Consider the following 22,916-nt stretch of genomic DNA (forward strand, 5'->3'; position numbering starts at 1 on the left):
ACTCGAAACTTTTACGCCCGTCAAATTGTCCGTTGCATGGCAATTTGGCGCAAAATACTATCTACTGACAATTAAGAAAGCACTTAGTTCGCAGTCTGTCTTCTCAACTGTGACATAACCCATAAGTACAAGATCATGGCCCAGGAAATCGAATTAAAGTTTATCGTCAATAGTGATGCCGTAGATGCGCTACGTGAACATCTGAATACGCTGGGGGGAGAGCACCATGCGCCCAGCCAGTTACTGAATATTTATTACGAAACGCCGGATGCGTGGCTGCGTGCTCACGATATGGGGCTGCGTATTCGCGGTGAGAATGGTTGTTATGAAATGACCATGAAAATTGCCGGAAGAGTGACGGGCGGCCTGCATCAGCGACCGGAATATAACATTGCGCTGAGTGAGCCAGTGCTGGATCTCGCACAGTTTCCTGTGGAAGTCTGGCCCAATGGCGAGCTGCCAGCCGATCTCGCTTCCCAGGTACAACCGCTGTTTAGCACCGATTTTTACCGTGAGAAATGGCGCCTTGATGTTGACGGTAGCCAGATTGAAATCGCCCTTGACCTTGGGGACGTGAAGGCGGGAGAGTTCGCTGAGCCTATCTGTGAGCTGGAACTTGAGCTCTTAAGCGGCGATACCCGTGCAGTGCTGAAGCTGGCGAACCAACTGGTTTCGCAAACGGGTTTACGCCAGGGCAGCCTGAGTAAGGCGGCACGCGGTTATCATTTGGCTCAAGGAAATGTGCCACGCGAACTCAAACCCACGAGCATTCTGAAAGTGCCTGCGAAGGCGAGCATTGAACAAGGGTTGGAAGCTGCGCTGGAGCTGGCGCTGTCACAATGGCAGTACCATGAAGAGTTGTGGGTTCGCGGTGTCAAAGGGGCGAAAGCCGAGGTGCTGGCGGCTATGGGGTTGGTTCGTCACATCCTGATGCTGTTTGGCGGTAATGTTCCGCGTAAAGCGAGCGCTCACTTACGTGATTTACTGACCCAGTCGGAAGCGACCATTGCCTCGGAAGTTTCTGCTGTTTCAGCGGTGTATAGTACGCAAACGGCGATGGCAAAACTGGCGCTTACCGAATGGTTAGTGACCAAAGCGTGGCAACCGTTTCTGGATGCTAAGGCGCAGGGCAAAATTGCCGATTCCTTCAAGCGTTTTTCCGATACCCATCTTTCACGTCATGCGGCTGAGTTGAAAACTGTTTTTGGTCAGCCGTTGGGCGATCAATATACCGATCAGATCCCGCGTCTGAGCCGCAACATTGATAGCGTTCTGATGCTGGCGGGATACTACGACGAACATGTCGCGTCGGAATGGATTGCCAACTGGCAGGGTTTACTTCATGCCATCAAAACCCGTCAACATATTGAAATTGAACACTTCCGCAATGAAGCGATCTCTCAGGAGCCGTTCTGGCTGCATAGCGGAAAACGCTAATCAGAGCCGAAGCAGGGATGCCTGGTGGCGCTCTACTTATTCGGCCTACGCGATAGGTGCATGTATCATGTAGTCCGGATAAGGCGAAACATAGCCATCCGGCATCATTGAAAGGATAAGCCTTAAATGAAGCAGCTCTCTTCACCATTACAGCAGTACTGGCCGACCGTTGTTGAGCGTCTGCCAACAGCACTTCCTGAGGCATCGCTGAGTATTCAGGCGAAGTCAGTACTTACATTCAGCGATTTTGTCCGCGATAGCATTATTGCTCATCCTGAGTGGCTAAAGGAGCTGGAAAGCGCGCCAGTCCAGGCTGATGAATGGCAGCACTATGCCGCCTGGTTACAGCGCGCGCTGTCAGACGTACACGATGAAACGGCGTTAATGCGCGAGCTTCGACTGTTCCGTCGTCGCATCATGGTGCGTATTGCCTGGGCACAGACGCTGTCGCTGGTGGCTGAAGAGAGTATTTTGCAACAGTTAAGTCATCTGGCGGAGACGTTGATTATCGCAGCGCGTGACTGGCTGTATGACGCCTGCTGTCGAGAATGGGGAACACCCTGTAATTCGGACGGCGTTGCGCAACCGCTGCTGATTTTAGGCATGGGGAAACTGGGCGGGGGCGAGCTGAACTTTTCCTCTGATATCGACCTGATTTTTGCCTGGCCGGAACATGGATCTACGCAGGGCGGGCGGCGTGAACTGGATAACGCGCAGTTTTTCACCCGCATGGGACAGCGCCTCATCAAAGTGTTGGATCAGCCAACGATGGATGGTTTTGTCTATCGGGTGGACATGCGTTTACGTCCGTTTGGCGACAGTGGTCCGCTGGTACTGAGTTTCTCTGCGTTGGAAGATTACTACCAGGAGCAGGGGCGTGACTGGGAACGTTACGCGATGGTTAAAGCGCGTATTATGGGGGATGCTGACGGCACCTACGTCAGCGAGCTTCGCGCTATGCTGCGGCCTTTTGTTTTCCGTCGCTACATCGATTTCAGCGTGATTCAATCTCTGCGTAACATGAAAGGGATGATTGCCCGTGAAGTCCGCCGGCGCGGCCTGAAGGACAACATAAAGCTGGGGGCGGGCGGCATTCGTGAAATCGAATTTATCGTTCAGGTATTCCAGCTCATTCGCGGCGGGCGCGAACCCTCGCTGCAATCCCGCTCGTTACTCCCTACGCTTAGTGCGATCAATGCACTGCATCTGCTGTCTGATAATGATGCGGAACACCTGCGAACCGCCTATCTCTTTTTACGTCGTCTGGAAAATCTGCTGCAGAGCATCAATGACGAACAGACCCAGACGCTGCCGGGTGATGAGCTAAATAGGGCCCGCCTGGCATGGGGTATGGGGGCGGATGACTGGCAGCAGTTAACCGATACGTTGGCAATACATATGGGCAACGTGCGTCGGGTATTTAACGAATTAATTGGCGATGATGAAACTGATACACAGGAAGAGTCGCTGTCGGAACAGTGGCGTGAACTTTGGCAGGACGCGTTGCAGGAAGATGACACCACACCAGTGCTGACGCATCTGGCGGATGACGATCGTCGCCGCGTGCTGGCTCTTATTGCGGATTTTCGCAAAGAGCTGGATAAACGTACGATTGGCCCACGGGGGCGACAGGTGTTGGATCATTTGATGCCGCACCTGCTGAGCGATGTCTGTTCCCGCGATGATGCTTCCGTACCGTTGTCGCGTATTACCCCGCTACTGGTGGGCATTGTCACTCGCACCACCTATCTGGAGCTGCTGAGTGAATTCCCTGGCGCGCTGAAGCATTTGATTTCGTTATGTGCCGCCTCGCCGATGGTGGCCAGCCAGCTGGCGCGGTATCCGTTGCTGCTTGACGAGCTGCTTGACCCTAATACCTTGTACCAACCAACCGCAACCGACGCTTATCGTGACGAGTTACGCCAGTATTTACTGCGTGTGCCGGAAGATGATGAAGAACAGCAACTGGAAGCGCTGCGTCAGTTTAAGCAAACGCAACTGCTGCGTATCGCAGCGGCTGATATCGCTGGTACGCTACCGGTGATGAAAGTGAGTGACCATCTGACCTGGCTGGCGGAAGCCATTATTGATGCCGTGGTGCAGCAGGCCTGGATGCAAATGGTCGCCCGTTATGGGCAACCAACCCATCTTGGCGATCGCGATGGTCGTGGTTTTGCCGTTGTCGGTTATGGCAAGCTGGGTGGCTGGGAGCTGGGTTACAGCTCCGATCTGGATTTGATCTTCCTGCATGATTGCCCGATGGATGTGATGACTGACGGTGAACGTGAGATTGACGGTCGGCAGTTTTATCTGCGTTTGTCGCAGCGCATTATGCATCTTTTTAGCACCCGTACTTCTTCCGGCATTTTGTATGAAGTGGATGCTCGGCTGCGCCCATCCGGTGCTGCAGGAATGCTGGTAACATCCACCGAAGCCTTCGCCGATTATCAGCGCAACGAAGCCTGGACGTGGGAGCATCAGGCACTGGTACGCGCTCGTGTGGTTTATGGCGACCCGCAATTGACCTCTCAGTTTGACGCGGTGCGCCGCGATATCATGACACTCGCTCGCGACGGGAAAACTTTACAGACTGACGTGCGCGAAATGCGTGAGAAAATGCGTGCACATTTGGGCAATAAACATCGCGATCGTTTTGATATCAAAGCCGATGAAGGTGGGATCACCGATATTGAGTTTATTACGCAATATCTGGTGTTGCGCTATGCCCATGAAAAACCGAAGTTGACGCGCTGGTCGGATAATGTGCGCATTCTGGAATTACTGGCGCAGAACGACATTATGGATGAGCAGGAAGCACTGGCGCTTACCCGCGCCTACACGACGTTGCGTGATGAGCTTCACCACCTTGCTCTGCAGGAGCTTCCGGGACATGTCGCGCTGGAGTGCTTTAGTGCAGAGCGCTCACTGGTTCGGAGTAGCTGGCAGAAGTGGCTGGTTGCTGAGTGAAGTGTGCTATTATCGCGCGCAAATTTTAAGACCCTCAGAGAATCTCTCAGGAGACAGGAATGAAAGTAACGCTGCCAGAGTTTGAACGTGCAGGAGTCATGGTTGTCGGTGATGTGATGCTGGATCGCTACTGGTACGGGCCTACCAGCCGTATTTCGCCAGAAGCGCCGGTGCCGGTGGTCAAAGTGGATACCATTGAAGAACGTCCAGGCGGTGCGGCAAACGTGGCGATGAACATTGCCTCTCTGGGAGCGAATTCTCGTCTGGTTGGGCTGACCGGTATTGATGATGCGGCTCGTGCGCTGAGTAAAACGCTGGCTGATGTGAACGTGAAATGTGACTTTGTTTCCGTGCCGACGCATCCGACAATCACTAAACTACGCGTACTTTCCCGCAACCAACAGCTGATTCGCCTGGACTTTGAGGAAGGCTTTGAAGGTGTGGATCCGCAGCCGCTGCATGAACGTATTAACCAGGCTCTGGGTTCAATTGGTGCTCTGGTACTTTCTGATTACGCCAAAGGCGCTCTGGCCAGCGTACAGCAGATGATTGCACTGGCGCGTAATGCTGGCGTTCCGGTGCTTATTGATCCGAAAGGCACTGATTTTGAGCGCTATCGTGGTGCGACGCTGCTGACGCCGAACCTGTCTGAGTTTGAAGCTGTTGCCGGTAAGTGCAAAAGCGAAGACGACCTCGTTGAACGTGGTATGAAGGTGATTGCTGATTTCGACCTTTCCGCACTGCTGATAACGCGCTCTGAGCAGGGCATGACCTTGTTGCAGCCGGGTAAAGCACCGCTGCATATGCCAACCCAGGCACAGGAAGTGTATGACGTTACCGGTGCGGGGGATACGGTTATCGGCGTGCTGGCGGCAACGCTTGCAGCAGGTAACACGCTGGAGGAAGCATGCTATTTTGCTAATGCCGCAGCGGGTGTTGTCGTTGGTAAGCTTGGGACATCAACCGTTTCACCGATTGAGCTGGAAAATGCCGTGCGTGGTCGGGCGGAGACCGGTTTTGGCGTGATGAGTGAAACAGAATTGAAACAAGCCGTAGCCAGCGCCCGTAAGCGTGGTGAGAAAGTGGTGATGACCAACGGTGTGTTTGACATCCTGCACGCAGGCCATGTCTCTTATCTGGCGAATGCGCGTAAGCTTGGCGATCGTCTGATCGTTGCGGTGAACAGCGATGCTTCCACCAAACGTCTGAAAGGCGAAACCCGTCCGGTCAACCCGCTCGAACAGCGAATGATCGTGCTGGGTGCGCTGGAATCCGTCGACTGGGTGGTCTCTTTTGAAGAAGATACTCCGCAACGCCTGATTGCTGGCATTCTGCCGGATCTGCTGGTGAAAGGCGGTGATTATAAGCCAGACGAGATTGCGGGCAGTGAAGAGGTGTGGGCTAACGGTGGTGAAGTTCTGGTGCTGAACTTCGAAGACGGTTGCTCAACAACAAATATTATCAAAAAGATCCAGAAAGACAGCGATAAGTGATGAATGCCGGAAATGCGCCGAACTTTTCGTTGCGGTGCGCTTCCTCCTGTTGACGCTGCTGTTTTTTCAACCTGAGTGCAGGAATAAGGGTGAGAGGGGATTTTTCCCCCTCTGATTGACTGTTAATGAGCCTGGAAACTTATCAGTAACAGCACAACCAGTATGATGACTCGCTTCATCATAACCCTTTCCCTATTAAAGCCCCTTGCTGACAAGGCGATTGTTGGTGTGCGTCTATGCGGCGCAAGGGCTTCCTCGTCTCACTTTTCTATTGCTGGATCGGTTACGCAAAACAGAGATTTTCCTGGAGAACTGTTCGTGATCTTAATACCGTCGTTGGACTTCATTGGCTCAACGATTATCCCCTCACAGATTTTGTAGAAAAGTGTGAAGCAAGGCCTTTAATGTGCGCACTTAATGCACAGAACAGCTTCGCATATAGGTAAATACTGAGATCAGAAAAAGCATATAGCCTTAACAGATATTCAATAACTGGAGGGTATGCTCATGAACAGCAATATGTATTCACTGAACAATTTTGATTTCCTGGCCCGGAGTTTTGCCAGGATGCAGGCTGAGGGCCACGCTGTTGATATCCAGGCGGTGACTGGAAACATGGATGAGGAACATCGCAGCTGGTTTTGCAAACGCTACGCACTTTATTGCCAGCAGGCCAGAGAGGCGAAGAAATTAGAGCTGGAACACTAACAGATCAACGGGCCTTGCGGCCCGTTGCCATTTTTACTCTTGTGGATCGACTGGCGGGATCGCCGGAGCAGGCTTAACTTCGGCCGGTTTTTCACGTGCTTCCAGCTCAGTAAGACGTTGCTCAAGCAGCGCCAGCTTTTCACGGGTGCGCAGTAAAACCTGGGTTTGTACGTCAAATTCTTCGCGGCTAACCAGATCCAGACGCGTCAGCTGTGACTGCAGTGTTTGGCGGATTTTCTTCTCGACGTCTTCCCCAAACTCGCGGATCCCTTTCGGCATCGACTCGTGAACCTGACGAGCAATCTGCTCAATTTTTTTCGGGTCAATCATGGTGGTTTCCCTGAACTGGTACGTGTTGCTGCCTATTGTAGTGCGATATGGCACAGGCATAAACCAGAATTGTGTGAAGCTAAGTCGAGTAAAGGCGTTGATGACAGTAATCAATAGCGTTATAGTTAACCCGCTTATTCTCAGGGCGGGGCGAAATTCCCCACCGGCGGTAAATCAACTGATGTTGAAAGCCCGCGAGCGCTTTGAGTGCAAACTCAAAGGTCAGCAGATCCGGTGTAATTCCGGGGCCGACGGTTAGAGTCCGGATGGGAGAGAGTAACGATCCAGCCGGGCATGGACCCGCTCACGTTATTTTTTTGCCGCTTAAACGGTACTCCTAAGACTGCCCTGATTCTGGTAACCATAATTTTAGTGAGGTTTTTTTACCATGAATCAGACGCTACTTTCCTCTTTTGGTACGCCTTTCGAACGTGTTGAACATGCGCTGTCTGCGCTGCGTGAAGGACGCGGTGTAATGGTGCTTGACGATGAAGACCGTGAAAACGAAGGCGATATGATTTTCCCGGCAGAAACCATGACCGTTGAACAGATGGCGCTGACCATCCGTCACGGCAGTGGTATTGTCTGCCTGTGCATCACTGAAGACCGCCGTAAACAGCTCGATCTGCCTATGATGGTGGAAAATAACACCAGTGCTTACGGTACTGGTTTTACTGTGACTATCGAAGCTGCAGAAGGCGTAACTACCGGTGTTTCCGCTGCTGACCGTGTCACCACGGTTCGCGCTGCGATTAAGGATGGTGCGAAACCTTCTGATCTGAACCGTCCGGGACACGTTTTCCCGCTGCGCGCTCAGGCAGGCGGTGTGTTAACGCGTGGTGGTCATACTGAAGCCACCATTGATCTGATGACGCTGGCAGGTTTTAAACCGGCTGGTGTGTTGTGTGAATTGACCAATGATGATGGCACCATGGCGCGTGCGCCAGAGTGCATCGAATTTGCAGGCAAGCACAATATGGCAGTTGTCACTATCGAAGATTTAGTGGCTTACCGTCAGGCGCACGAGCGTAAAGCCAGCTGAGTTTTTGGCCATGCCTGTCGTGGCGATGCATAAAAAAACCGAAGTCAGTTTTCTGACTTCGGTTTTTTGTTACTGCGGCCAGGCTATTTTGCGCTGATCAGCTTGAGTATCCACGCACAACTCATCACCAGTAAAAACGCTAAACATAAACCAAAGGCCAGCAAACAGGATTGCGCCATATTCATAAATTGCCATGGCGGGATCAAATACCAGCCTTCGGATTGCTGGTAGAGATCGATAAACCATTGCTGTGTGCTACTAAGCGTTACGCCATCAGGAACGACAGGCGCGTCATACCCGCAATCTCCAGTGGGTTTAAACCATTCTGGTGCCCAGTTTGCCAGTGGCAAATTGAAAGGGAATGTCGGATCGGTGGAACATCCCTGCACACCAAACAGTGAATCCGGGTCTGGGTTATGTACTGCATGATGAATGCTATTAAGCTTGATCGAGAACTTAACACCCATGATGCTGCCGTAAAACGCCGCGATACAGCCAATGAGCTTCAGAATGATATTTCTCGGGTTTACTGCCGCAATCAACCCACCAAAAACCATCACGAACATGGCAAAGCGAATGTAAACACACTGCTCGCAGGGTGCCATGTAGAGATAGATCTGGAAGAAAGAGTGCGCCAGTATAATTAACCCACCCATTGCGAGTGCCATAAACAACCACAGAAAGCGGTGTTCCTGCCATCTCACCAGAGTATCAACCGGCGTAGTACGTAAATTCCGCCACAATCCCTTTATGAAAGCCATAGCCTTATCCCTGTTTATTTCGCTGCCAGTTCCCTGACAAGTTCAGCCATAGAATCAATGGATTTGATGCTCTTGGTGTAGATCAGGTATTTACCATTGACGACGTAAGCCGGAACGCCCTGAATTTTGGCAACATCATAGGCCGCTTTCCATTTCTCTAGTGTTTCCTGAACGGCAGGTTCTTTTAAGGTGCTTTCAAAGTCTGCCTGGCTCATACCTGCAGCATCCAGACCTGTTTTGATGAATGATGCTGGATCTTTGCCATCTGACCAGCGTTCTTTCTTGTCATGATAAGCTGCGTAGTAAGCAAATTTCGCTTTTTTGAACTGTGACTTCGCATCAAATAATGAAATACCTGCTGCTTTATCTTTGGATATCATCACGGCAAACACTTCGCTGGCTTGTTTGCCATATTCACCTTTAGTTTCCAGATGGAACGGCGTAAAGGTGACGAGATCTGCAACCTTATCTGATACAGGGCCGGTGACGGCTTTATCGTATTTGTAGCAGAACGGACAGGCGTAACTAAATACTTTGATTAATGTTTTATCGGCATTAGGAATAGGTTTTTCCAGAACCATATAATCGGTACCTTCGGTAAAAGCGGATGCCGTAAAAGGCGCGACAAGCGCTGCAGTTAACACCATGCTTTTAAATAATGAAGTAATCCATTTAGCTGACATAGTTTATCCTTAATACAACGATTTTATTTAAATATGTGTTGTGGACGAATCGGTAATGCCCGGTAGTGGGTCTGGTTGGGTTTATCTGATAGGACATCAATTTCAACTTTGACTTCTTTTGTTTTGTAGTCAATTTCATTGATCTTGCCGATTGTCGGTTTGCCAACATCAAATAAATTAATAGAACCGCCGAATCCAAACATTGTGTCACGGTCTTTTTGATATTCGATAACGGAAGTTATGGGACTATAGAAATCATAACCACGCTCTTTACCGTATTCCCAGATTTGTTGGACGGTTCCTTTTTTCTCGTCAATTTTATATTCGACGAAACGGGAGTACTTCATGGTTGGTAATGCTGGTTGCTCAAGCCCTCGGCCATCACCATTATCAAAGATGGTTAATGTTCCTTTACTGGATAGCCAGGCGGTATGTTGGGTATAGGTAAAATCGAAATCGGTGTTTTCGCACTTGCCATTTTCGTCACACTTCAGTGCATTACCTTTCGCATCTACCGGTTTTAACAGCTTGCTCGCCAGCTTTGTATTCCAGCCTTTAGATGGTGCGAGGATCCACTTAACCTGCTTATCACGACCAATTTTGACGACGCCCTGGTGGCGAGAGGAAAGAATAATCGAGTCATCCTTGGCGTCGTAGGCGATAGAGTTGACGTGCGCCCAGTTACGGCCAGCCCCCACACCCAGAGCATCGCCGTAAGGGGTATCTGGCTCCAGTTTTGCTTGTTGACCGGCATGAGCGAGGTCGACATTCACGCATACCGCACCTGCGTCCAGTGCCCCCAGTAACGCATCGCGTAGCGGGTCGAGAATTTTTGTCAGGTCCCATACGTCAACAACGCGGCCGGATCTGTCGACTTCGAGGATTTGGTCACGGATGGTATGTACATGTACTCCATCTTCTTTACGGTAATTGCGTTTTCCTACGCGCAGTAATACCGTACCCTTAACCGTTTCGATAGACTCATGCGTAGCGTCAAGGAAGCCGCGCGGCAGTTTATGATCTTCCAGAATCTGCCCCATCATATCGAATTCGTACCAGTGTTGCCCCTGTACAGCTGTGAACGTTCCGCGAGGCGTTTCACGAATCCCCATCAGGTAACCACGTTTATTGATATTAACATCATGCCCGTCATAGAACGTCTCTTGATCCAACCACCAGCGGTACTCACCTTCTGTGTCAACGACGAAGGTAAACGGAGCGATGTCGAAGGGAAGTGCGCCTCCGGCAGGTCCTGCATCAAGAATGCCGGCATTTTTATCTTTTTCGCCATGCCAGTGAATATCTGATCCCTGGGAAGTAAAGGTGTGGGTATTTACAAGATAAAGGCGATCTTCAAAACCTGGCGCGACTTTAATAACCTTGGTTTGTTGCAGATCGGATATAGAACGGTTATCCATATAATGATTAACGATGGCAGAAGTTTGCACTACATAATCATCTTTCATCGGTTTACCATTTTCTTTATATTCAACGGTAACATTATTGGCGAACTTTTGATAAAGGCCAAAAATAGGTACGCCATCATAAGTGATTAACGATTCTTTGCCTACGTTATAGGTAATGGGAACTCCTTTTTCACCTTTACCGTGTACGGTTACTTTGACATCTGAAATGACATGGCTGTCTAATTCAACCAATGCGGTCAGCGGTGCATTTCCATAAGGGTCAACAATTACCGCGCCCAGATTTCCTGCTGGTTGTGCCGGTTTAAAACCTGCAGCAAAAGAATTTGCTGAGGTTAATCCGCATGCCAGGGCAATAGTACCGACCAGTAGTTTTTTACGGTATTGCTTAAACATGGATATATCTCCTTATATTACCTGTAAATATAATGACGATGAATATATTATGTTTGTAGTGATGTATGACTTGATTAAAATATAGGGGAGAGCATAGTTTTATAATTTATTTGTTTTTTGAAATATATAAATTATCAATATTCGATGTCTTTAATACTTTTGATAGTAAGTGAGTGATATTTTCAGAACAATAAATATTATTATGGAGTGTGATCGTTTCGACATTGTTTTCTTTTTAATACATGTTCTGTGATTGACCTTGTCTACTGGTTTATATGATCGAAATCATATATTTGTTTCTGCATTATGCCACTATAGGGGTAGGTCAAAATAAGGTTATGTGAAATTTTAACGTTAAATGTTTAATGATGTTAAATTTTAAGGGTAAAAGAATGTTTATTGCCTGGTATTGGATTGTATTAATTGCACTCGTTGCTGTTGGTTATTATTGCCATATGAAGCGTTATTGCAAAGCGTTTCGACAAGACAGAGATGCATTACTGGAGGCACGTAACAAGCTCTTTCGTCGCACGGGCGAAGATGGCAGCACGGTCAGGGATCAGGAATAATTTCTGCTGTAGTTGAGGCGGATGGGCTGAACTACAGCGTAACATCCGCCATCTGTATTACCCGATGCCCATTGATTGCAGGATCACCAGGCTCAGCCCCATTACTGACATTCCACAGAGCACGCCATAGCTCGGATTATTATTGGGGTCGATTTCTTTAGCCAGCGGCATCAATTCATCTACTGATAACGCGACCATAATACCGGCTACAGCGGCCATAATTGCTGCCATCACAACCGGTGAAATCAGACTACCCAGAATTAACCACGCCAGTACCCCACCCAGTATTTCCGCCATACCTGAGATCCCTGCCCAGAATATCGCTGTGCGTTTGGAGCCGGTTGCGGCATAGACTGGTCCGGCAACGGCTAGACCTTCAGGAATATTATGTAATGCAACAGCCAGGGCGATGCCAAAACCCAGTTCGAGATTGCTGCTGGCGGTAACAAAAGTAGCAATCCCTTCCGGGAAGTTGTGCAGACTAATGCCAAGAGTTAATAAAATTGCGGTACGTTTTATGGAGCTGGGTAAAGGCAGTTTTGTTTTTTGCACCAAATCCTGAGGATGTGCGTGTGGCAGAAGGCGATCCAGACCAAAATAGCCCAGCAAACCAACAATAAACATCCCGTAGCCGAGTACTGGCGACATCCCTTCAGCGGCCAGCGCGGCGGGCAGCATTTCCATCAGGGAGATAAGCAGCATAATACCTGCGGCAAAACCCAGAGAAAAGGCGAGGACGCGATTAGAGGGTTTTTGTCCCAGAACGCCAAGAAACGCGCCAATAAAGGTGGCAGCCCCCGCCAGCAAAGTCAGAAGTAAAGGTACTGACATCGACAAATCCAACTCCTTATCAATCTGCTATCCGGCCAGATCGTCAAAATAACTGATGATCTTCATCATGGTTATCTGAGTTCTTCATCAACCGAAAAAGCGTATTGTGGTGATATCAAAATGACTCCCTCAGTAAGGATATCATCATGTCTTCAACTCGTATGCCAGCATTGTTTTTGGGTCATGGCAGCCCGATGAATGTTCTGGAAGATAACGTTTATACCCGTGCCTGGCAGCAACTGGGGGAAACGTTGCTGCGTCCAAAAGCCATCGTTGTGGTATCGGCGCACTGGTTCACTCGTGGGACTGGCGTGACCGCCATGGAAGCACCAAAAACGATTCACGATTTTGGTGGGTTTCCACAGGCATTGTATGACACCCATTATCCGGCTCCCGGTTCACCCGAACTGGCGCAACATCTGGTGGATTTGCTTTCACCCGTACCGGTTACGTTAGACAAAGAAGCCTGGGGTTTCGACCACGGCTCATGGGGTGTGTTGATCAAGATGTACCCGAATGCAGATATTCCGATGGTACAGCTAAGCATCGACAGCACTAAGCCTGCTGCCTGGCATTTTGAAACAGGACGCAAACTGGCGGCGCTGCGTGATGAGGGCATCATGCTGATTGCCAGCGGTAACGTGGTGCATAACCTGCGGACAGCACGTTGGCACGGCGAGAATACGCCATACCCATGGGCGACCTCATTTAATGATTATGTGAAGGCAAACCTGACCTGGCAGGGACCTGTTGAGCAGCATCCACTGATCAACTATCTCGACCATGAAGGCGGTTCGCTGTCGAACCCGACGCCGGATCACTATCTGCCGCTGCTGTACGTTTTAGGTGCATGGGATGGCAAAGAACCTGTCACGATCCCGGTGGACGGTATTGAGATGGGTAGCCTGAGTATGCTGTCGGTGCAGGTAGGCTGATTTTTACCCGCAGTAATTGAGTGAAGGCCGGGTCAGGCGAAATCGCCACCCGGCACACGCACATTACTCGACAAAGATATGCGGATAGAAGCGAGAGAGATCCTGAGTGATCAATGCCCGATCTTCGCGAATGCCGATCCCGGCAGGTTGATCGTTAATCAGCCAACTGCCGATCAACATGTAGCTGTCGCCAAACTTCGGTAGCTGATGGAACTGTTGTACGATCATTCCTTCTTCACCGTACGGACCTTCTACCGCTTCGATCGTTTTACCGTTCTCAATGATGGACACGTTAGCGCCTTCACGGGAGAAGATCGGCTTCACGACGAATTTTTCCATCTGCGGATAGTCATCTTCGGCGAAATACGCAGGCAGCAGGTTCGGATGGTTGGGGAACATTTCCCACAGCAGAGGCAATAGCGCTTTATTAGAGATAATGCTTTTCCAGGCCGGTTCCAGCCAGCGGACACCGGCGTCTTCCAGCTTGGTGGAGAACATCTCGCGCAGCATAAACTCCCACGGATAGAGCTTAAACAGGTTGGCAATAACCTGATCCTCTAAGTCTGTGAACTGACCTTTTTCGCCAAGGCCAATATCTTCGACATAGAGGAATTCGGTCGCGATTTCCGCCTCGGCCGCGCAATCCTGCAGATACTGAATAGTCCCGCGATCTTCGACGGTATCGCGACAGCAGGTCAGGTGCAGCAACTGAAAACCATACTGTTCGCGCAACTCGGTAAAGCGCTCAATCAGCTTTTCCTGCAGGCTGTTGAACTGATCGCTACCTTCCGGCAGGTTCCCTGCATTTAGCTGGTCTTCCAGCCAGATCCACTGGAAAAATGCGGCTTCGTACAGAGACGTTGGCGTATCAGCGTTGTTTTCCAGCAGCTTGGGTTCACCAGTGCCATCCCACGCCAGATCAAGGCGCGAATAGAGCGATGGTTGCTGGGTCTGCCAGGACTGGCGGACAAAGCCCCAGACATGCTTGGGAATGCGAAACTTCGTCATCAGTTCATCACTGGCGATGACTCTTTCAACCACTTTGAGGCACATTTGGTGCAGCTCAGCAGTGACATCTTCCAGCTTTTCAACCTGAGCAAGCGTGAGCTTGTAGTAGGCGTCTTCACACCAGTATGGCTCGCCGTACATGGTGTGGAAGTTGAAACCGTATTCGGTGGCCTTATCGCGCCAGTCCGGGCGCTCGACAATACTGATTCTTTCCATGTAGATCAGCCACCCATTGAACGTGTGGTGGTACCGCTTGCGCTACGCTGCATGGTGCTCTGTTTTGCCACAGACTCACCAAAACCACCGCGAGTTACGGTTGATGTGGTTGCCGGTTTTGGCGCCATTGCCGTTTTCGGTACGGTCATCGTGCGGCCTGGCTGTGCAGCGCCGTAGTTCTTACCACCTGCATCCGTATATTTGCCGTATGCCGGGCTGGCTGGGTTTTTCGAGCTGAAGAGAGGCTGCTGAGCGCCCATTCCGCCGCCCATCATACGACCCATCATATAACCCGCCATCAGCGGCATCCAGAAGCTGCCACTGCTTTGGTTCTGCGCCTGAGCCTGGCCTTCACCGGTCGGTGCCATACCTGCCTGTGCAGGTGCTTGCTGGCACTGGCCTTCGCCAAATTCAGCGATACAGTCTTCGCGAGTGGCGTATTTAGGCGCGGTACGTTCTGCTTCTTTCAGCGCGTTGTTGAATGCGGTAGTACATTCGGCGCTTTTACCCGGATTCGCTGCAGAGCAGTCATCTGCGTTTTGATAAAGCGAAACTGTTTCGTCACTCTTCTCACAGCCCGCCAGCATAAAGACAGCGGTCACTGCCAGAGCGACAGGAGTTAAATGGCGTGCGCTCCAGCTTTTGCGGAATGACGCGTGATGTATAGATTTTGTCCGTTTCATTTATGTCTTCCAGGACCCAGTAGTAAATACTGCTCAGAATAGTGGATGACTGGTCGAAATTGAAGCGGGAAGAGGCGAGAATGCGGAAGAAGGGGCGGATCTTTACGTTGCCTTACGTTCAGACGGGGCCGAAGCCCCGTCATCAGCATCAGTTACGGAACGGGTTGTTGCCGTTACTGCTGCTGGTTGTACGTGCTGCAGTCGGCTGGGCCGCTGGCGCCGCGTTATTCGCGGTATAGCCATCAGCAGCTGCGTCTTGCTGTGAGTTTTCCGGTGCAACCGCTTCGGGCGCGGTAGAAATCGGTTTGCCCAACGTATTATTCAACGCTACCAGATCCTGCTCGTTTAACGTACCGAGCGCAGACTTGATGTTTAACTGGTTGATCAGATAGGTATAACGCGCATTAGCTAACTGTTGCTTAGCGTTGTACAGCGTGGTGGTTGCGTCCAACACATCCACGATAGTACGTGTACCCACGGAATAGCCTGCTTCCATCGCATCTAAAGAGCTTTGCGCAGAGACAACCGCTTGTTTGTACGCATTAATGCTACTGATAGAAGCATTGATGTTGTTGAAGGATGAACGGACGGTCTGCACCACGCTACGGTGTGCGCTCTCCAACTGCTCACTCGCGCCAACAAAGTTGTACTGCGCTTGTTTCACCTGAGAGTTAACCATCCCGCCCTGGTACAGCGGCAGTGAGAAGCTCAGACCGATTTTGTTCTGGCCCATATTGCTATCGTCGTACTGGGAACCAGTAGCACCACGGGTTTTAGAACCGCTGTAAGAGGTGTCGGAAACACCGGTAGAGGCGGTTAAATCCAGGGTCGGTAAATGACCGTCCTGCGCAAGACGAATTTGTTCACGTGCCAGGTCCTGGCTTAAACGCGCCTGCAATAAGGTCAGGTTGCGGTTTTCCGCTTCTTTCAGCAGGGCATTAACCGCCTGCGGTTTGTTGGTTTTAAAGCCATCAACGTTCAGCGAAGCCAGTTCCGGATAGTAGTTACCGGTTACCTGGCGCAGTTGTTCTACCGCGTTATCCAGATTGTTACGTGCGGTAACTTCATTTGCCAGTACGGTATCGTATTGTGAACGGGCGTTCTGCACATCAGTGATGGCGACCAGACCAACATTAAAACGCTGAGTGGTCTGATCTAACTGACGGTAGACGGCATCTTTCTGTGCCTGGGTGTAAGAAAGCACGTCGATTGCGTTCAATACGTTAAAATAGGCTGTGGCAGTGTTCAGGATCAGCGTTTGCTGATCGGTCTGATAAGTTACGTCCTGGATGCCTGCTGATTTTTCTTGCAGCGTCAGGGCGCGCCATTTCGACATATCGAAAAGAGACTGAGTCAACTGCAAGGACGCGCTGGTGGCGTTGGAGTTAACGCCGTTTGCGTCACGGTAGCCATTGCTGTAGGTGTAATCGGCACCTAAACCCAGTTGCGGCAGTAAAGGACTACGCGCTTCGTTAATTTTTTCGAATGCAGCATCGCGATCGGCGGCGGATTTACGTAATTCCGGGTTGCTCAGGCGTGCTTGCTGATAAACCTGCATCAGGTTTTCTGCCTGGCTCAAAGCACTGAACCCCGACAGGCTCAGGCCGATAAGGATGGGGAGCAATTTCTTCATTTGCATTCCTTGTTGTGAAGCAGTATTTAGCGCTGATCAAATTGTAAAAATAATTGCTGATTCTAGCAGAATCCGCCACTTCAAAAAGTTGGCGTTACGTGCCATACGGCGTTAATTTGCATCAATTTAACACAAGGGCGCTCAAACAGCAGTCAAACGACCTTGAAATTCACATTTTAATCACTATTGGTATCAGGACAGCACGATGCGTAAACCAGACAACTTGCCAATGACTTTCACTAAAAATGATGTAGAAATTATTGCACGAGAAACGCTATACCGCGGTTTTTTTTCACTGGATCTTTATCGGTTCCGCCATCGACTGTTTAACGGCGGAATGAGTGAAGAGGTAAAGCGCGAAATTTTTGAGCGCGGACATGCGGCAGTCTTGCTACCCTTTGACCCTAAGCGGGACGAAGTTGTACTGGTTGAGCAGATTCGTATCGCGGCATATGACACCAGCGAAAGCCCGTGGCTACTGGAAATGGTGGCCGGGATGATCGAAGAAGGTGAGACCGTTGAGGATGTTGCCCGCCGTGAAGCAATGGAAGAAGCTGGACTGGATGTGAAGCGGACGAAGCCCGTTCTGAGCTATCTGGCAAGCCCTGGTGGCACCAGTGAGCGCCTGTCTATTTTGGTAGGTGAAGTGGACGCCACGACCGCAAGCGGGATCCACGGTCTGGCGGATGAAAACGAAGATATTCGTGTTCATGTGGTTAGCCGGGAACAGGCTTACCAGTGGGTAGAAGAGGGGATAATCGACAACGCGGCCTCTGTCATCGCTTTGCAATGGTTACAGCTGCACTATCAAGAGTTAAAAACTGAGTGGAAAAAATGAAGCGTTACACACCTGACTTCCCTGAAATGATGCGTCTGTGCGAGACCAACTTTTCGCAATTGCGCCGCCTGTTGCCGCGCAATGACGCAGCCGGCGAAACAGTGAGCTATCAGGTGGCAAACGCACAATATCGGTTAACGATTGTTGAATCGACCCGATACACTACGCTTGTTGCGATCGAACAGACGGCGCCAGCCGTTACTTACTGGAGCCTGCCATCGCTGACCGTACGCCTGTATCATGATGCGAGGGTGGCTGAAGTGTGTTCAAGCCAGCAGATCTTTCGCTTCAAAGCGCGGTATGATTATCCAAATAAAAAGTTGCATCAACGCGACGAAAAGCATCAAATTAATCAGTTTCTGGCCGACTGGTTACGGTACTGTTTAGCACATGGAGCGATGGCGATTCCGGTTTATTAGCGTCGTGAAACCTAAGGACACCATTTGGAAAGCCTGTTAACCCTTCCTTTGGCTGGTGAGGCCAGAGTCAGGATCTTACAAATTACAGATACTCACCTGTTTGCCGAAAAGCATGAAACGCTGCTGGGTGTGAATACCTGGGATAGCTATCAGTCCGTACTGGATGCAATACATGCTGAGTCGCCTGAATACGATCTGATCGTGGCGACTGGAGATTTGGCGCAGGATCAATCCGCTGCGGCTTATCAGCACTTTGCTGAGGGCATCGCAAGTTTTCGTGCGCCCTGCGTTTGGTTGCCAGGCAATCATGATTTTCAGCCGGCAATGTACAGCGCCCTTCAGGAGGCAGGAATTTCCCCTGCCAAGCGCGTCTTCATTGGCGAACAGTGGCAAATTTTGTTGCTGGATAGCCAGGTTTTCGGCGTCCCACATGGTGAGTTAAGCGAATTTCAGCTCGAATGGCTGGAGCGCAAACTCGCTGATGTGCCTGAGCGTAATACCTTGCTGCTTTTACATCATCATCCACTTCCTGCGGGATGCAGTTGGCTCGATCAGCACAGCCTGCGTAACGCTGCCGAACTGGACAACGTGCTGGTGAACTATCCGCGCGCAAAGTACCTGCTCTGTGGGCATATTCATCAGGAACTGGACCTTGACTGGAACGGACGCCGCCTGCTGGCTACGCCGTCGACCTGCGTGCAGTTTAAGCCTCATTGTTCCAATTTCACGTTAGATACGATAAGCCCAGGCTGGCGTACGCTGGAACTTTTTGCTGACGGTACACTGCAAACCCAGGTCTGTCGTCTGCAGGGTAATCGGTTCCACCCTGATACAGCTTCAGAAGGTTATTGATGTCTACGCTCCTCTATCTACACGGATTTAATAGCTCGCCTCGCTCTGCGAAAGCATGCCTGCTGAAAAGCTGGCTGGCGGAGCATCATCCGCACGTTGAGATGATCGTACCGCAACTGCCACCGTATCCTGCCCAGGCGGCAGAAATGCTGGAATCTATTATCCTTGAGCATGGCGGAGAGTCGCTGGGGATTGTCGGTTCTTCTTTGGGGGGCTATTACGCCACCTGGCTGTCGCAATGTTTTATGCTGCCTGCAGTGGTGGTGAACCCCGCTGTGCGGCCTTATGAACTGCTGGTTGACTACCTCGGCCAAAACGAGAACCCCTACACCGGGCAGCAATATGTGCTAGAGTCTCGCCATATTTACGATCTTAAAGTCATGCAGATTGACCCGCTGGAAGCGCCGGATTTGCTCTGGTTGCTACAACAAACGGGCGATGAAGTGTTGGACTACCGCCAGGCGGTGGCGTATTACGCCTCCTGCCGTCAGACAGTTATTGAGGGCGGGAATCACGCATTCACGGGCTTCGAAGATTATTTCAACCAGATTGTCGATTTCCTTGGACTGCACAGTTTCTGACGATCAATTCGAATTGCTAATTTAAACCATGACGCAAACTTATAACGCTGATGCCATTGAGGTACTCACTGGGCTTGAGCCGGTACGCCGTCGCCCAGGGATGTACACCGATACGACCCGTCCTAACCATCTTGGGCAGGAAGTTATTGATAACAGTGTGGATGAAGCACTGGCGGGCCACGCAAAACGCGTGGACGTGATTTTACATGCCGATCAATCACTGGAAGTCATTGATGACGGACGCGGCATGCCGGTGGATATTCACCCTGAAGAAGGCGTTCCGGCGGTCGAACTGATCCTGTGCCGCCTGCATGCGGGCGGTAAGTTCTCCAATAAGAACTACCAGTTTTCCGGCGGTTTGCATGGGGTCGGTATTTCCGTAGTCAACGCGCTTTCAAAGCGTGTGGAAGTGAATGTGCGCCGCGATGGGCAGGTCTACAACATCGCGTTTGAAAACGGCGACAAAGTACAGGATTTACAGGTGGTCGGTACCTGCGGTAAACGCAATACCGGTACCAGCGTGCACTTTTGGCCGGATGAAAGCTTCTTTGACAGCCCTCGTTTTTCTGTTTCTCGCTTAACGCATGTGCTGAAAGCTAAAGCGGTTCTGTGCCCTGGCGTTGAAATCACGTTTAAGGATGAGGTCAACAACAGCGAGCAGCGCTGGTGCTACCAGGACGGTCTGAATGATTACCTGTGCGAAGCCGTTAATGGTTTACCAACGCTGCCAGAAAAACCGTTTATCGGTAATTTTAGCGGTGAAACAGAGACCGTTGACTGGGCGCTGCTCTGGCTACCGGAAGGCGGTGAGCTGCTGACTGAAAGCTACGTCAACCTGATCCCTACCATGCAGGGTGGTACGCACGTCAATGGCCTGCGTCAGGGGTTACTGGATGCAATGCGTGAATTCTGTGAATACCGCAATATTTTGCCGCGCGGCGTGAAACTGTCGGCGGAAGATATCTGGGACCGTTGTGCTTACGTGCTGTCGGTAAAAATGCAGGACCCGCAGTTCGCCGGCCAAACTAAAGAACGCCTTTCTTCGCGTCAGTGCGCGGCATTTGTCTCTGGCGTGGTGAAAGATGCCTTCAGCCTGTGGCTGAATCAGAACGTGCAGTCAGCAGAACTCCTGGCCGAAATGGCCATTTCCAGCGCCCAGCGTCGCCTGCGCGCAGCGAAAAAAGTGGTGCGTAAAAAGCTCACCAGTGGTCCGGCGTTGCCGGGTAAGCTGGCGGACTGCACCGCGCAGGATCTTAATCGTACAGAGCTGTTTCTGGTGGAAGGGGACTCGGCAGGCGGATCGGCCAAGCAGGCGCGCGATCGTGAATACCAGGCGATCATGCCGCTGAAAGGCAAGATCCTCAACACCTGGGAAGTCTCTTCTGATGAAGTGCTGGCATCCCAGGAAGTACATGACATTTCGGTGGCGATCGGTATCGATCCGGACAGCGACGATCTGAGCCAGCTGCGCTACGGCAAGATCTGTATCCTGGCGGATGCGGACTCCGATGGCCTGCACATTGCGACGCTGCTTTGCGCGTTGTTTGTGAAGCATTTCCGCACGCTGGTCAAACATGGACACGTCTATGTGGCGTTGCCACCGTTATACCGTATCGATCTCGGTAAAGAGGTCTATTACGCTCTGACGGAAGAAGAGAAAGCAGGCGTACTGGAGCAGTTGAAGCGTAAGAAAGGCAAGCCGAACGTTCAGCGCTTTAAAGGTCTGGGTGAAATGAACCCGATGCAGCTTCGTGAAACTACGCTTGATCCGAACACCCGTCGCCTGGTGCAACTTATCATTGATGACGAAGACGATCAGCGTACTAACGCGATGATGGATATGTTGCTGGCTAAGAAGCGTTCTGAAGACCGCCGCAACTGGTTGCAGGAAAAAGGCGACCTGGCGGATCTCGAAGGGTAGAGCGGCATTGTGTAGGCCGGATTAGGCGGTTTAAGCCGCCATCCGGCAATATGCTAATGCCTGATGGCGCTGTGCTCATCCGGCCTTGCGGCCATGACGAAAAATTAAATACCAGATTCCAGAATACGAATATTCATGTCCAACACATCGCCTTTTACGGCTTCGCTGTAGGCTTTCATATGTGGGGTTTGCAAATGTGCTTCAAGATGCGCGATGCTTTCCCACTGTTCAATCATCACGATGGAATCAGGTGCCATAGTCTGAAAACTCACACCTGCGGCATGATCCACCATCGGTGCATAGCCGTGGCAACCCTCTTCCTTCAGTACGGTCGGAACGATTTTGGCAAACTGGTCCAGTACCGCCTGACGGTGATGTTGACCTGGACGTGTGCGGATTTCTGCAATGACTGTAAGCATGGTTAACTCCTTCTATAACCGGCATTCTTCAGGCTGTAGCTGCGTTTACTCGTCCAAATCACATACTTGAGTAAGCTTATCGGGACTCGCTCGTTTACCGCCTTGCTGCAACTCGAATTATTTGGGTCTAATTTTGAATAACTAGTTAACCAAAAATCTCGGTCAGATGCTTGCGATATTCTGCGATATAACGCGGGACATCCGGCATTTTAATCACATCATTGGTGATAAACGTCGGCAGCGATTCCATTCCCAGGAACTGGTTTGCTTTATGGAACGGCAAATACACGCCATCAACGCCAACGCCATGGAAGAACTGGTCTTTTTCAGTGAAAGCTTCCATTGGCGCGTTCCAGGTCAGGGACAGCATGTATTTTTTTCCCTGAATCAATCCACCAGAACCGTACTTTTTAGAAGCATCTGAACGTGTGCGACCATCGCTTGCATACAGCGTACCGTGTCCTGCAGTGAAAACATCATCGATGTATTTTTTCACCGTCCATGGAGCACCCATCCACCAGCCCGGCATTTGCCAGATAACCGCATCTGCCCATACGAAATTCTGCACTTCTGTTTGTACGTCATAATCGCTGTCAGCGCGTACAACTTTAACATCATGCCCGAGGTCGCGCAGGATGCCGTCCGCGACCTCGGTCAGGGTGTCATTCAGTTGACCATTGGAATGGCCGAATTTTTTCGCACCGTTGATAATCAGAATGTTGCTCATTTTTCGTCCTCAAGAATATACGTTTGAAGGCGATTTTACCTCC

General features: G+C 50.7%; 23 protein-coding genes and 1 riboswitch. Of the genes, 12 read left to right on the forward strand and 11 right to left on the reverse strand.

Annotated features, from left to right (window positions below; genetic code table 11):
- The first annotated feature begins 135 nt into the window (after positions 1–135).
- The 3 genes from LG384_RS20790 to hldE all read left to right on the forward strand — a co-directional run bounded on the left by LG384_RS20790 (position 136) and on the right by hldE (position 5,897).
- Positions 136–1,437 (forward strand): inorganic triphosphatase, encoded by a 1,302-nt coding sequence (locus tag LG384_RS20790; RefSeq protein ID WP_225761449.1) that lies wholly within the window; start codon positions 136–138, stop codon positions 1,435–1,437.
- A gap of 126 nt (positions 1,438–1,563) precedes the next feature.
- Complete coding sequence (gene glnE, locus LG384_RS20795; RefSeq protein WP_225761450.1) at positions 1,564–4,404, forward strand: bifunctional [glutamate--ammonia ligase]-adenylyl-L-tyrosine phosphorylase/[glutamate--ammonia-ligase] adenylyltransferase; 2,841 nt, start codon at positions 1,564–1,566, stop codon at positions 4,402–4,404.
- Between the two features lie 59 nt (positions 4,405–4,463).
- A complete protein-coding gene (gene hldE, locus LG384_RS20800) occupies positions 4,464–5,897 on the forward strand; it encodes a bifunctional D-glycero-beta-D-manno-heptose-7-phosphate kinase/D-glycero-beta-D-manno-heptose 1-phosphate adenylyltransferase HldE (RefSeq protein ID WP_045447661.1) in 1,434 nt (477 codons plus the stop codon).
- 122 nt (positions 5,898–6,019) lie between these two features.
- Here hldE and LG384_RS23410 read toward each other — a convergent pair whose 3' ends face one another.
- Complete coding sequence (locus tag LG384_RS23410; RefSeq protein WP_225761603.1) at positions 6,020–6,079, reverse strand: type I toxin-antitoxin system Ibs family toxin; 60 nt, start codon at positions 6,077–6,079, stop codon at positions 6,020–6,022.
- A gap of 319 nt (positions 6,080–6,398) precedes the next feature.
- Here LG384_RS23410 and glgS point away from each other — a divergent pair, with 319 nt between their 5' ends.
- Positions 6,399–6,605, forward strand: a complete 207-nt coding sequence (gene glgS / locus LG384_RS20810) for a cell surface composition regulator GlgS (protein WP_136345237.1) — start codon at positions 6,399–6,401, stop codon at positions 6,603–6,605.
- A 33-nt stretch (positions 6,606–6,638) separates the two neighbouring features.
- Here glgS and ubiK read toward each other — a convergent pair whose 3' ends face one another.
- The gene (gene ubiK, locus LG384_RS20815; RefSeq protein ID WP_045447655.1) at positions 6,639–6,935 is read right to left on the reverse strand and encodes a ubiquinone biosynthesis accessory factor UbiK; all 297 of its coding nucleotides are present in this window, start codon (positions 6,933–6,935) and stop codon (positions 6,639–6,641) included.
- Positions 6,936–7,067: 132 nt separating this feature from the next.
- Positions 7,068–7,217, forward strand: a riboswitch (FMN riboswitch).
- Between the two features lie 106 nt (positions 7,218–7,323).
- Here ubiK and ribB point away from each other — a divergent pair.
- The gene (gene ribB / locus LG384_RS20820; RefSeq protein ID WP_003828424.1) at positions 7,324–7,977 is read left to right on the forward strand and encodes a 3,4-dihydroxy-2-butanone-4-phosphate synthase; all 654 of its coding nucleotides are present in this window, start codon (positions 7,324–7,326) and stop codon (positions 7,975–7,977) included.
- Between the two features lie 83 nt (positions 7,978–8,060).
- On the opposite strand, the gene dsbI is transcribed toward ribB, so the two are convergent.
- Genes dsbI through LG384_RS20835 form a run of 3 tightly spaced genes read right to left on the reverse strand, consistent with a single transcriptional unit; the run spans position 8,061 to position 11,241 of the window.
- Positions 8,061–8,738: a protein-disulfide oxidoreductase DsbI gene (dsbI, locus tag LG384_RS20825; RefSeq protein ID WP_200010012.1), complete on the reverse strand. Its 678-nt coding sequence runs from the start codon at positions 8,736–8,738 to the stop codon at positions 8,061–8,063.
- A 14-nt stretch (positions 8,739–8,752) separates the two neighbouring features.
- Positions 8,753–9,421 carry a thiol:disulfide interchange protein DsbA/DsbL gene (locus LG384_RS20830; protein WP_200010011.1) on the reverse strand — a complete coding sequence of 223 codons (669 nt, stop codon included), beginning with the start codon at positions 9,419–9,421 and terminating at the stop codon, positions 8,753–8,755.
- Between the two features lie 23 nt (positions 9,422–9,444).
- Positions 9,445–11,241 carry an aryl-sulfate sulfotransferase gene (locus LG384_RS20835; RefSeq protein ID WP_048220536.1) on the reverse strand — a complete coding sequence of 599 codons (1,797 nt, stop codon included), beginning with the start codon at positions 11,239–11,241 and terminating at the stop codon, positions 9,445–9,447.
- Between the two features lie 392 nt (positions 11,242–11,633).
- Between LG384_RS20835 and LG384_RS20840 the strand changes: the two genes are divergently transcribed.
- Positions 11,634–11,810 carry a hypothetical protein gene (locus LG384_RS20840; protein ID WP_071829036.1) on the forward strand — a complete coding sequence of 59 codons (177 nt, stop codon included), beginning with the start codon at positions 11,634–11,636 and terminating at the stop codon, positions 11,808–11,810.
- A 57-nt stretch (positions 11,811–11,867) separates the two neighbouring features.
- Here LG384_RS20840 and zupT read toward each other — a convergent pair whose 3' ends face one another.
- Positions 11,868–12,641, reverse strand: a complete 774-nt coding sequence (zupT, locus tag LG384_RS20845; RefSeq protein WP_045447636.1) for a zinc transporter ZupT — start codon at positions 12,639–12,641, stop codon at positions 11,868–11,870.
- 146 nt (positions 12,642–12,787) lie between these two features.
- On the opposite strand from zupT, the gene ygiD reads away from it, so the two are divergent.
- Positions 12,788–13,576, forward strand: a complete 789-nt coding sequence (gene ygiD / locus LG384_RS20850; RefSeq protein ID WP_225761451.1) for a 4,5-DOPA dioxygenase extradiol — start codon at positions 12,788–12,790, stop codon at positions 13,574–13,576.
- A gap of 63 nt (positions 13,577–13,639) precedes the next feature.
- On the opposite strand, the gene LG384_RS20855 is transcribed toward ygiD, so the two are convergent.
- From LG384_RS20855 to tolC, 3 genes are all read right to left on the reverse strand, one after another.
- On the reverse strand, positions 13,640–14,800 hold the full coding sequence (locus LG384_RS20855) for a glutathionylspermidine synthase family protein (RefSeq protein ID WP_200010008.1): 1,161 nt from the start codon (positions 14,798–14,800) through the stop codon (positions 13,640–13,642).
- A gap of 5 nt (positions 14,801–14,805) precedes the next feature.
- Positions 14,806–15,483, reverse strand: a complete 678-nt coding sequence (locus tag LG384_RS20860; protein WP_045447627.1) for a DUF1190 family protein — start codon at positions 15,481–15,483, stop codon at positions 14,806–14,808.
- Between the two features lie 148 nt (positions 15,484–15,631).
- Positions 15,632–17,116 (reverse strand): outer membrane channel protein TolC, encoded by a 1,485-nt coding sequence (gene tolC / locus LG384_RS20865; protein ID WP_045447624.1) that lies wholly within the window; start codon positions 17,114–17,116, stop codon positions 15,632–15,634.
- A 205-nt stretch (positions 17,117–17,321) separates the two neighbouring features.
- Here tolC and nudF point away from each other — a divergent pair, with 205 nt between their 5' ends.
- From nudF to parE, 5 genes are read left to right on the forward strand one after another with little or no spacing between them, the layout of a single operon-like run.
- Positions 17,322–17,954: an ADP-ribose diphosphatase gene (gene nudF / locus LG384_RS20870; RefSeq protein ID WP_045447621.1), complete on the forward strand. Its 633-nt coding sequence runs from the start codon at positions 17,322–17,324 to the stop codon at positions 17,952–17,954.
- Positions 17,951–18,373: a DUF1249 family protein gene (locus LG384_RS20875; protein ID WP_005123087.1), complete on the forward strand. Its 423-nt coding sequence runs from the start codon at positions 17,951–17,953 to the stop codon at positions 18,371–18,373. The genes nudF and LG384_RS20875 overlap by 4 nt, the downstream gene beginning before the upstream one ends.
- Before the next feature lie 24 nt (positions 18,374–18,397).
- Positions 18,398–19,225 (forward strand): 3',5'-cyclic-AMP phosphodiesterase, encoded by an 828-nt coding sequence (cpdA, locus tag LG384_RS20880; protein WP_045447614.1) that lies wholly within the window; start codon positions 18,398–18,400, stop codon positions 19,223–19,225.
- Complete coding sequence (gene yqiA, locus LG384_RS20885) at positions 19,225–19,806, forward strand: esterase YqiA (protein ID WP_045447611.1); 582 nt, start codon at positions 19,225–19,227, stop codon at positions 19,804–19,806. Before cpdA ends, yqiA begins: the two co-directional genes overlap by 1 nt.
- A gap of 28 nt (positions 19,807–19,834) precedes the next feature.
- A complete protein-coding gene (parE, locus tag LG384_RS20890; RefSeq protein ID WP_045447608.1) occupies positions 19,835–21,727 on the forward strand; it encodes a DNA topoisomerase IV subunit B in 1,893 nt (630 codons plus the stop codon).
- 104 nt (positions 21,728–21,831) lie between these two features.
- Here the strand turns inward: parE and LG384_RS20895 are convergent, their stop codons facing one another.
- Together LG384_RS20895 and LG384_RS20900 are read right to left on the reverse strand one after the other, a co-directional pair.
- A complete protein-coding gene (locus tag LG384_RS20895) occupies positions 21,832–22,146 on the reverse strand; it encodes a putative quinol monooxygenase (protein WP_048220539.1) in 315 nt (104 codons plus the stop codon).
- A 145-nt stretch (positions 22,147–22,291) separates the two neighbouring features.
- Positions 22,292–22,873: an NAD(P)H-dependent oxidoreductase gene (locus LG384_RS20900; protein WP_045447601.1), complete on the reverse strand. Its 582-nt coding sequence runs from the start codon at positions 22,871–22,873 to the stop codon at positions 22,292–22,294.
- Between the last annotated feature and the right edge of the window lie 43 nt (positions 22,874–22,916).

Source organism: Citrobacter sp. Marseille-Q3906, from assembly GCF_916618775.1.
Taxonomy (GTDB): domain Bacteria; phylum Pseudomonadota; class Gammaproteobacteria; order Enterobacterales; family Enterobacteriaceae; genus Citrobacter; species Citrobacter murliniae.

Coding starts and splice junctions, on each gene's coding strand:
- LG384_RS20790 (WP_225761449.1), top strand. CDS start 136: ATGGCCCAGGAAATCGAATTAAAGTTTATCGTCAATAGTGATGCCGTA.
- glnE (WP_225761450.1), top strand. CDS start 1,564: ATGAAGCAGCTCTCTTCACCATTACAGCAGTACTGGCCGACCGTTGTT.
- hldE (WP_045447661.1), top strand. CDS start 4,464: ATGAAAGTAACGCTGCCAGAGTTTGAACGTGCAGGAGTCATGGTTGTC.
- glgS (WP_136345237.1), top strand. CDS start 6,399: ATGCTCATGAACAGCAATATGTATTCACTGAACAATTTTGATTTCCTG.
- ubiK (WP_045447655.1), bottom strand. CDS start 6,935: ATGATTGACCCGAAAAAAATTGAGCAGATTGCTCGTCAGGTTCACGAG.
- ribB (WP_003828424.1), top strand. CDS start 7,324: ATGAATCAGACGCTACTTTCCTCTTTTGGTACGCCTTTCGAACGTGTT.
- dsbI (WP_200010012.1), bottom strand. CDS start 8,738: ATGGCTTTCATAAAGGGATTGTGGCGGAATTTACGTACTACGCCGGTT.
- LG384_RS20830 (WP_200010011.1), bottom strand. CDS start 9,421: ATGTCAGCTAAATGGATTACTTCATTATTTAAAAGCATGGTGTTAACT.
- LG384_RS20835 (WP_048220536.1), bottom strand. CDS start 11,241: ATGTTTAAGCAATACCGTAAAAAACTACTGGTCGGTACTATTGCCCTG.
- LG384_RS20840 (WP_071829036.1), top strand. CDS start 11,634: ATGTTTATTGCCTGGTATTGGATTGTATTAATTGCACTCGTTGCTGTT.
- zupT (WP_045447636.1), bottom strand. CDS start 12,641: ATGTCAGTACCTTTACTTCTGACTTTGCTGGCGGGGGCTGCCACCTTT.
- ygiD (WP_225761451.1), top strand. CDS start 12,788: ATGTCTTCAACTCGTATGCCAGCATTGTTTTTGGGTCATGGCAGCCCG.
- LG384_RS20855 (WP_200010008.1), bottom strand. CDS start 14,800: ATGGAAAGAATCAGTATTGTCGAGCGCCCGGACTGGCGCGATAAGGCC.
- LG384_RS20860 (WP_045447627.1), bottom strand. CDS start 15,483: ATGAAACGGACAAAATCTATACATCACGCGTCATTCCGCAAAAGCTGG.
- tolC (WP_045447624.1), bottom strand. CDS start 17,116: ATGAAGAAATTGCTCCCCATCCTTATCGGCCTGAGCCTGTCGGGGTTC.
- nudF (WP_045447621.1), top strand. CDS start 17,322: ATGCGTAAACCAGACAACTTGCCAATGACTTTCACTAAAAATGATGTA.
- LG384_RS20875 (WP_005123087.1), top strand. CDS start 17,951: ATGAAGCGTTACACACCTGACTTCCCTGAAATGATGCGTCTGTGCGAG.
- yqiA (WP_045447611.1), top strand. CDS start 19,225: ATGTCTACGCTCCTCTATCTACACGGATTTAATAGCTCGCCTCGCTCT.
- parE (WP_045447608.1), top strand. CDS start 19,835: ATGACGCAAACTTATAACGCTGATGCCATTGAGGTACTCACTGGGCTT.
- LG384_RS20895 (WP_048220539.1), bottom strand. CDS start 22,146: ATGCTTACAGTCATTGCAGAAATCCGCACACGTCCAGGTCAACATCAC.
- LG384_RS20900 (WP_045447601.1), bottom strand. CDS start 22,873: ATGAGCAACATTCTGATTATCAACGGTGCGAAAAAATTCGGCCATTCC.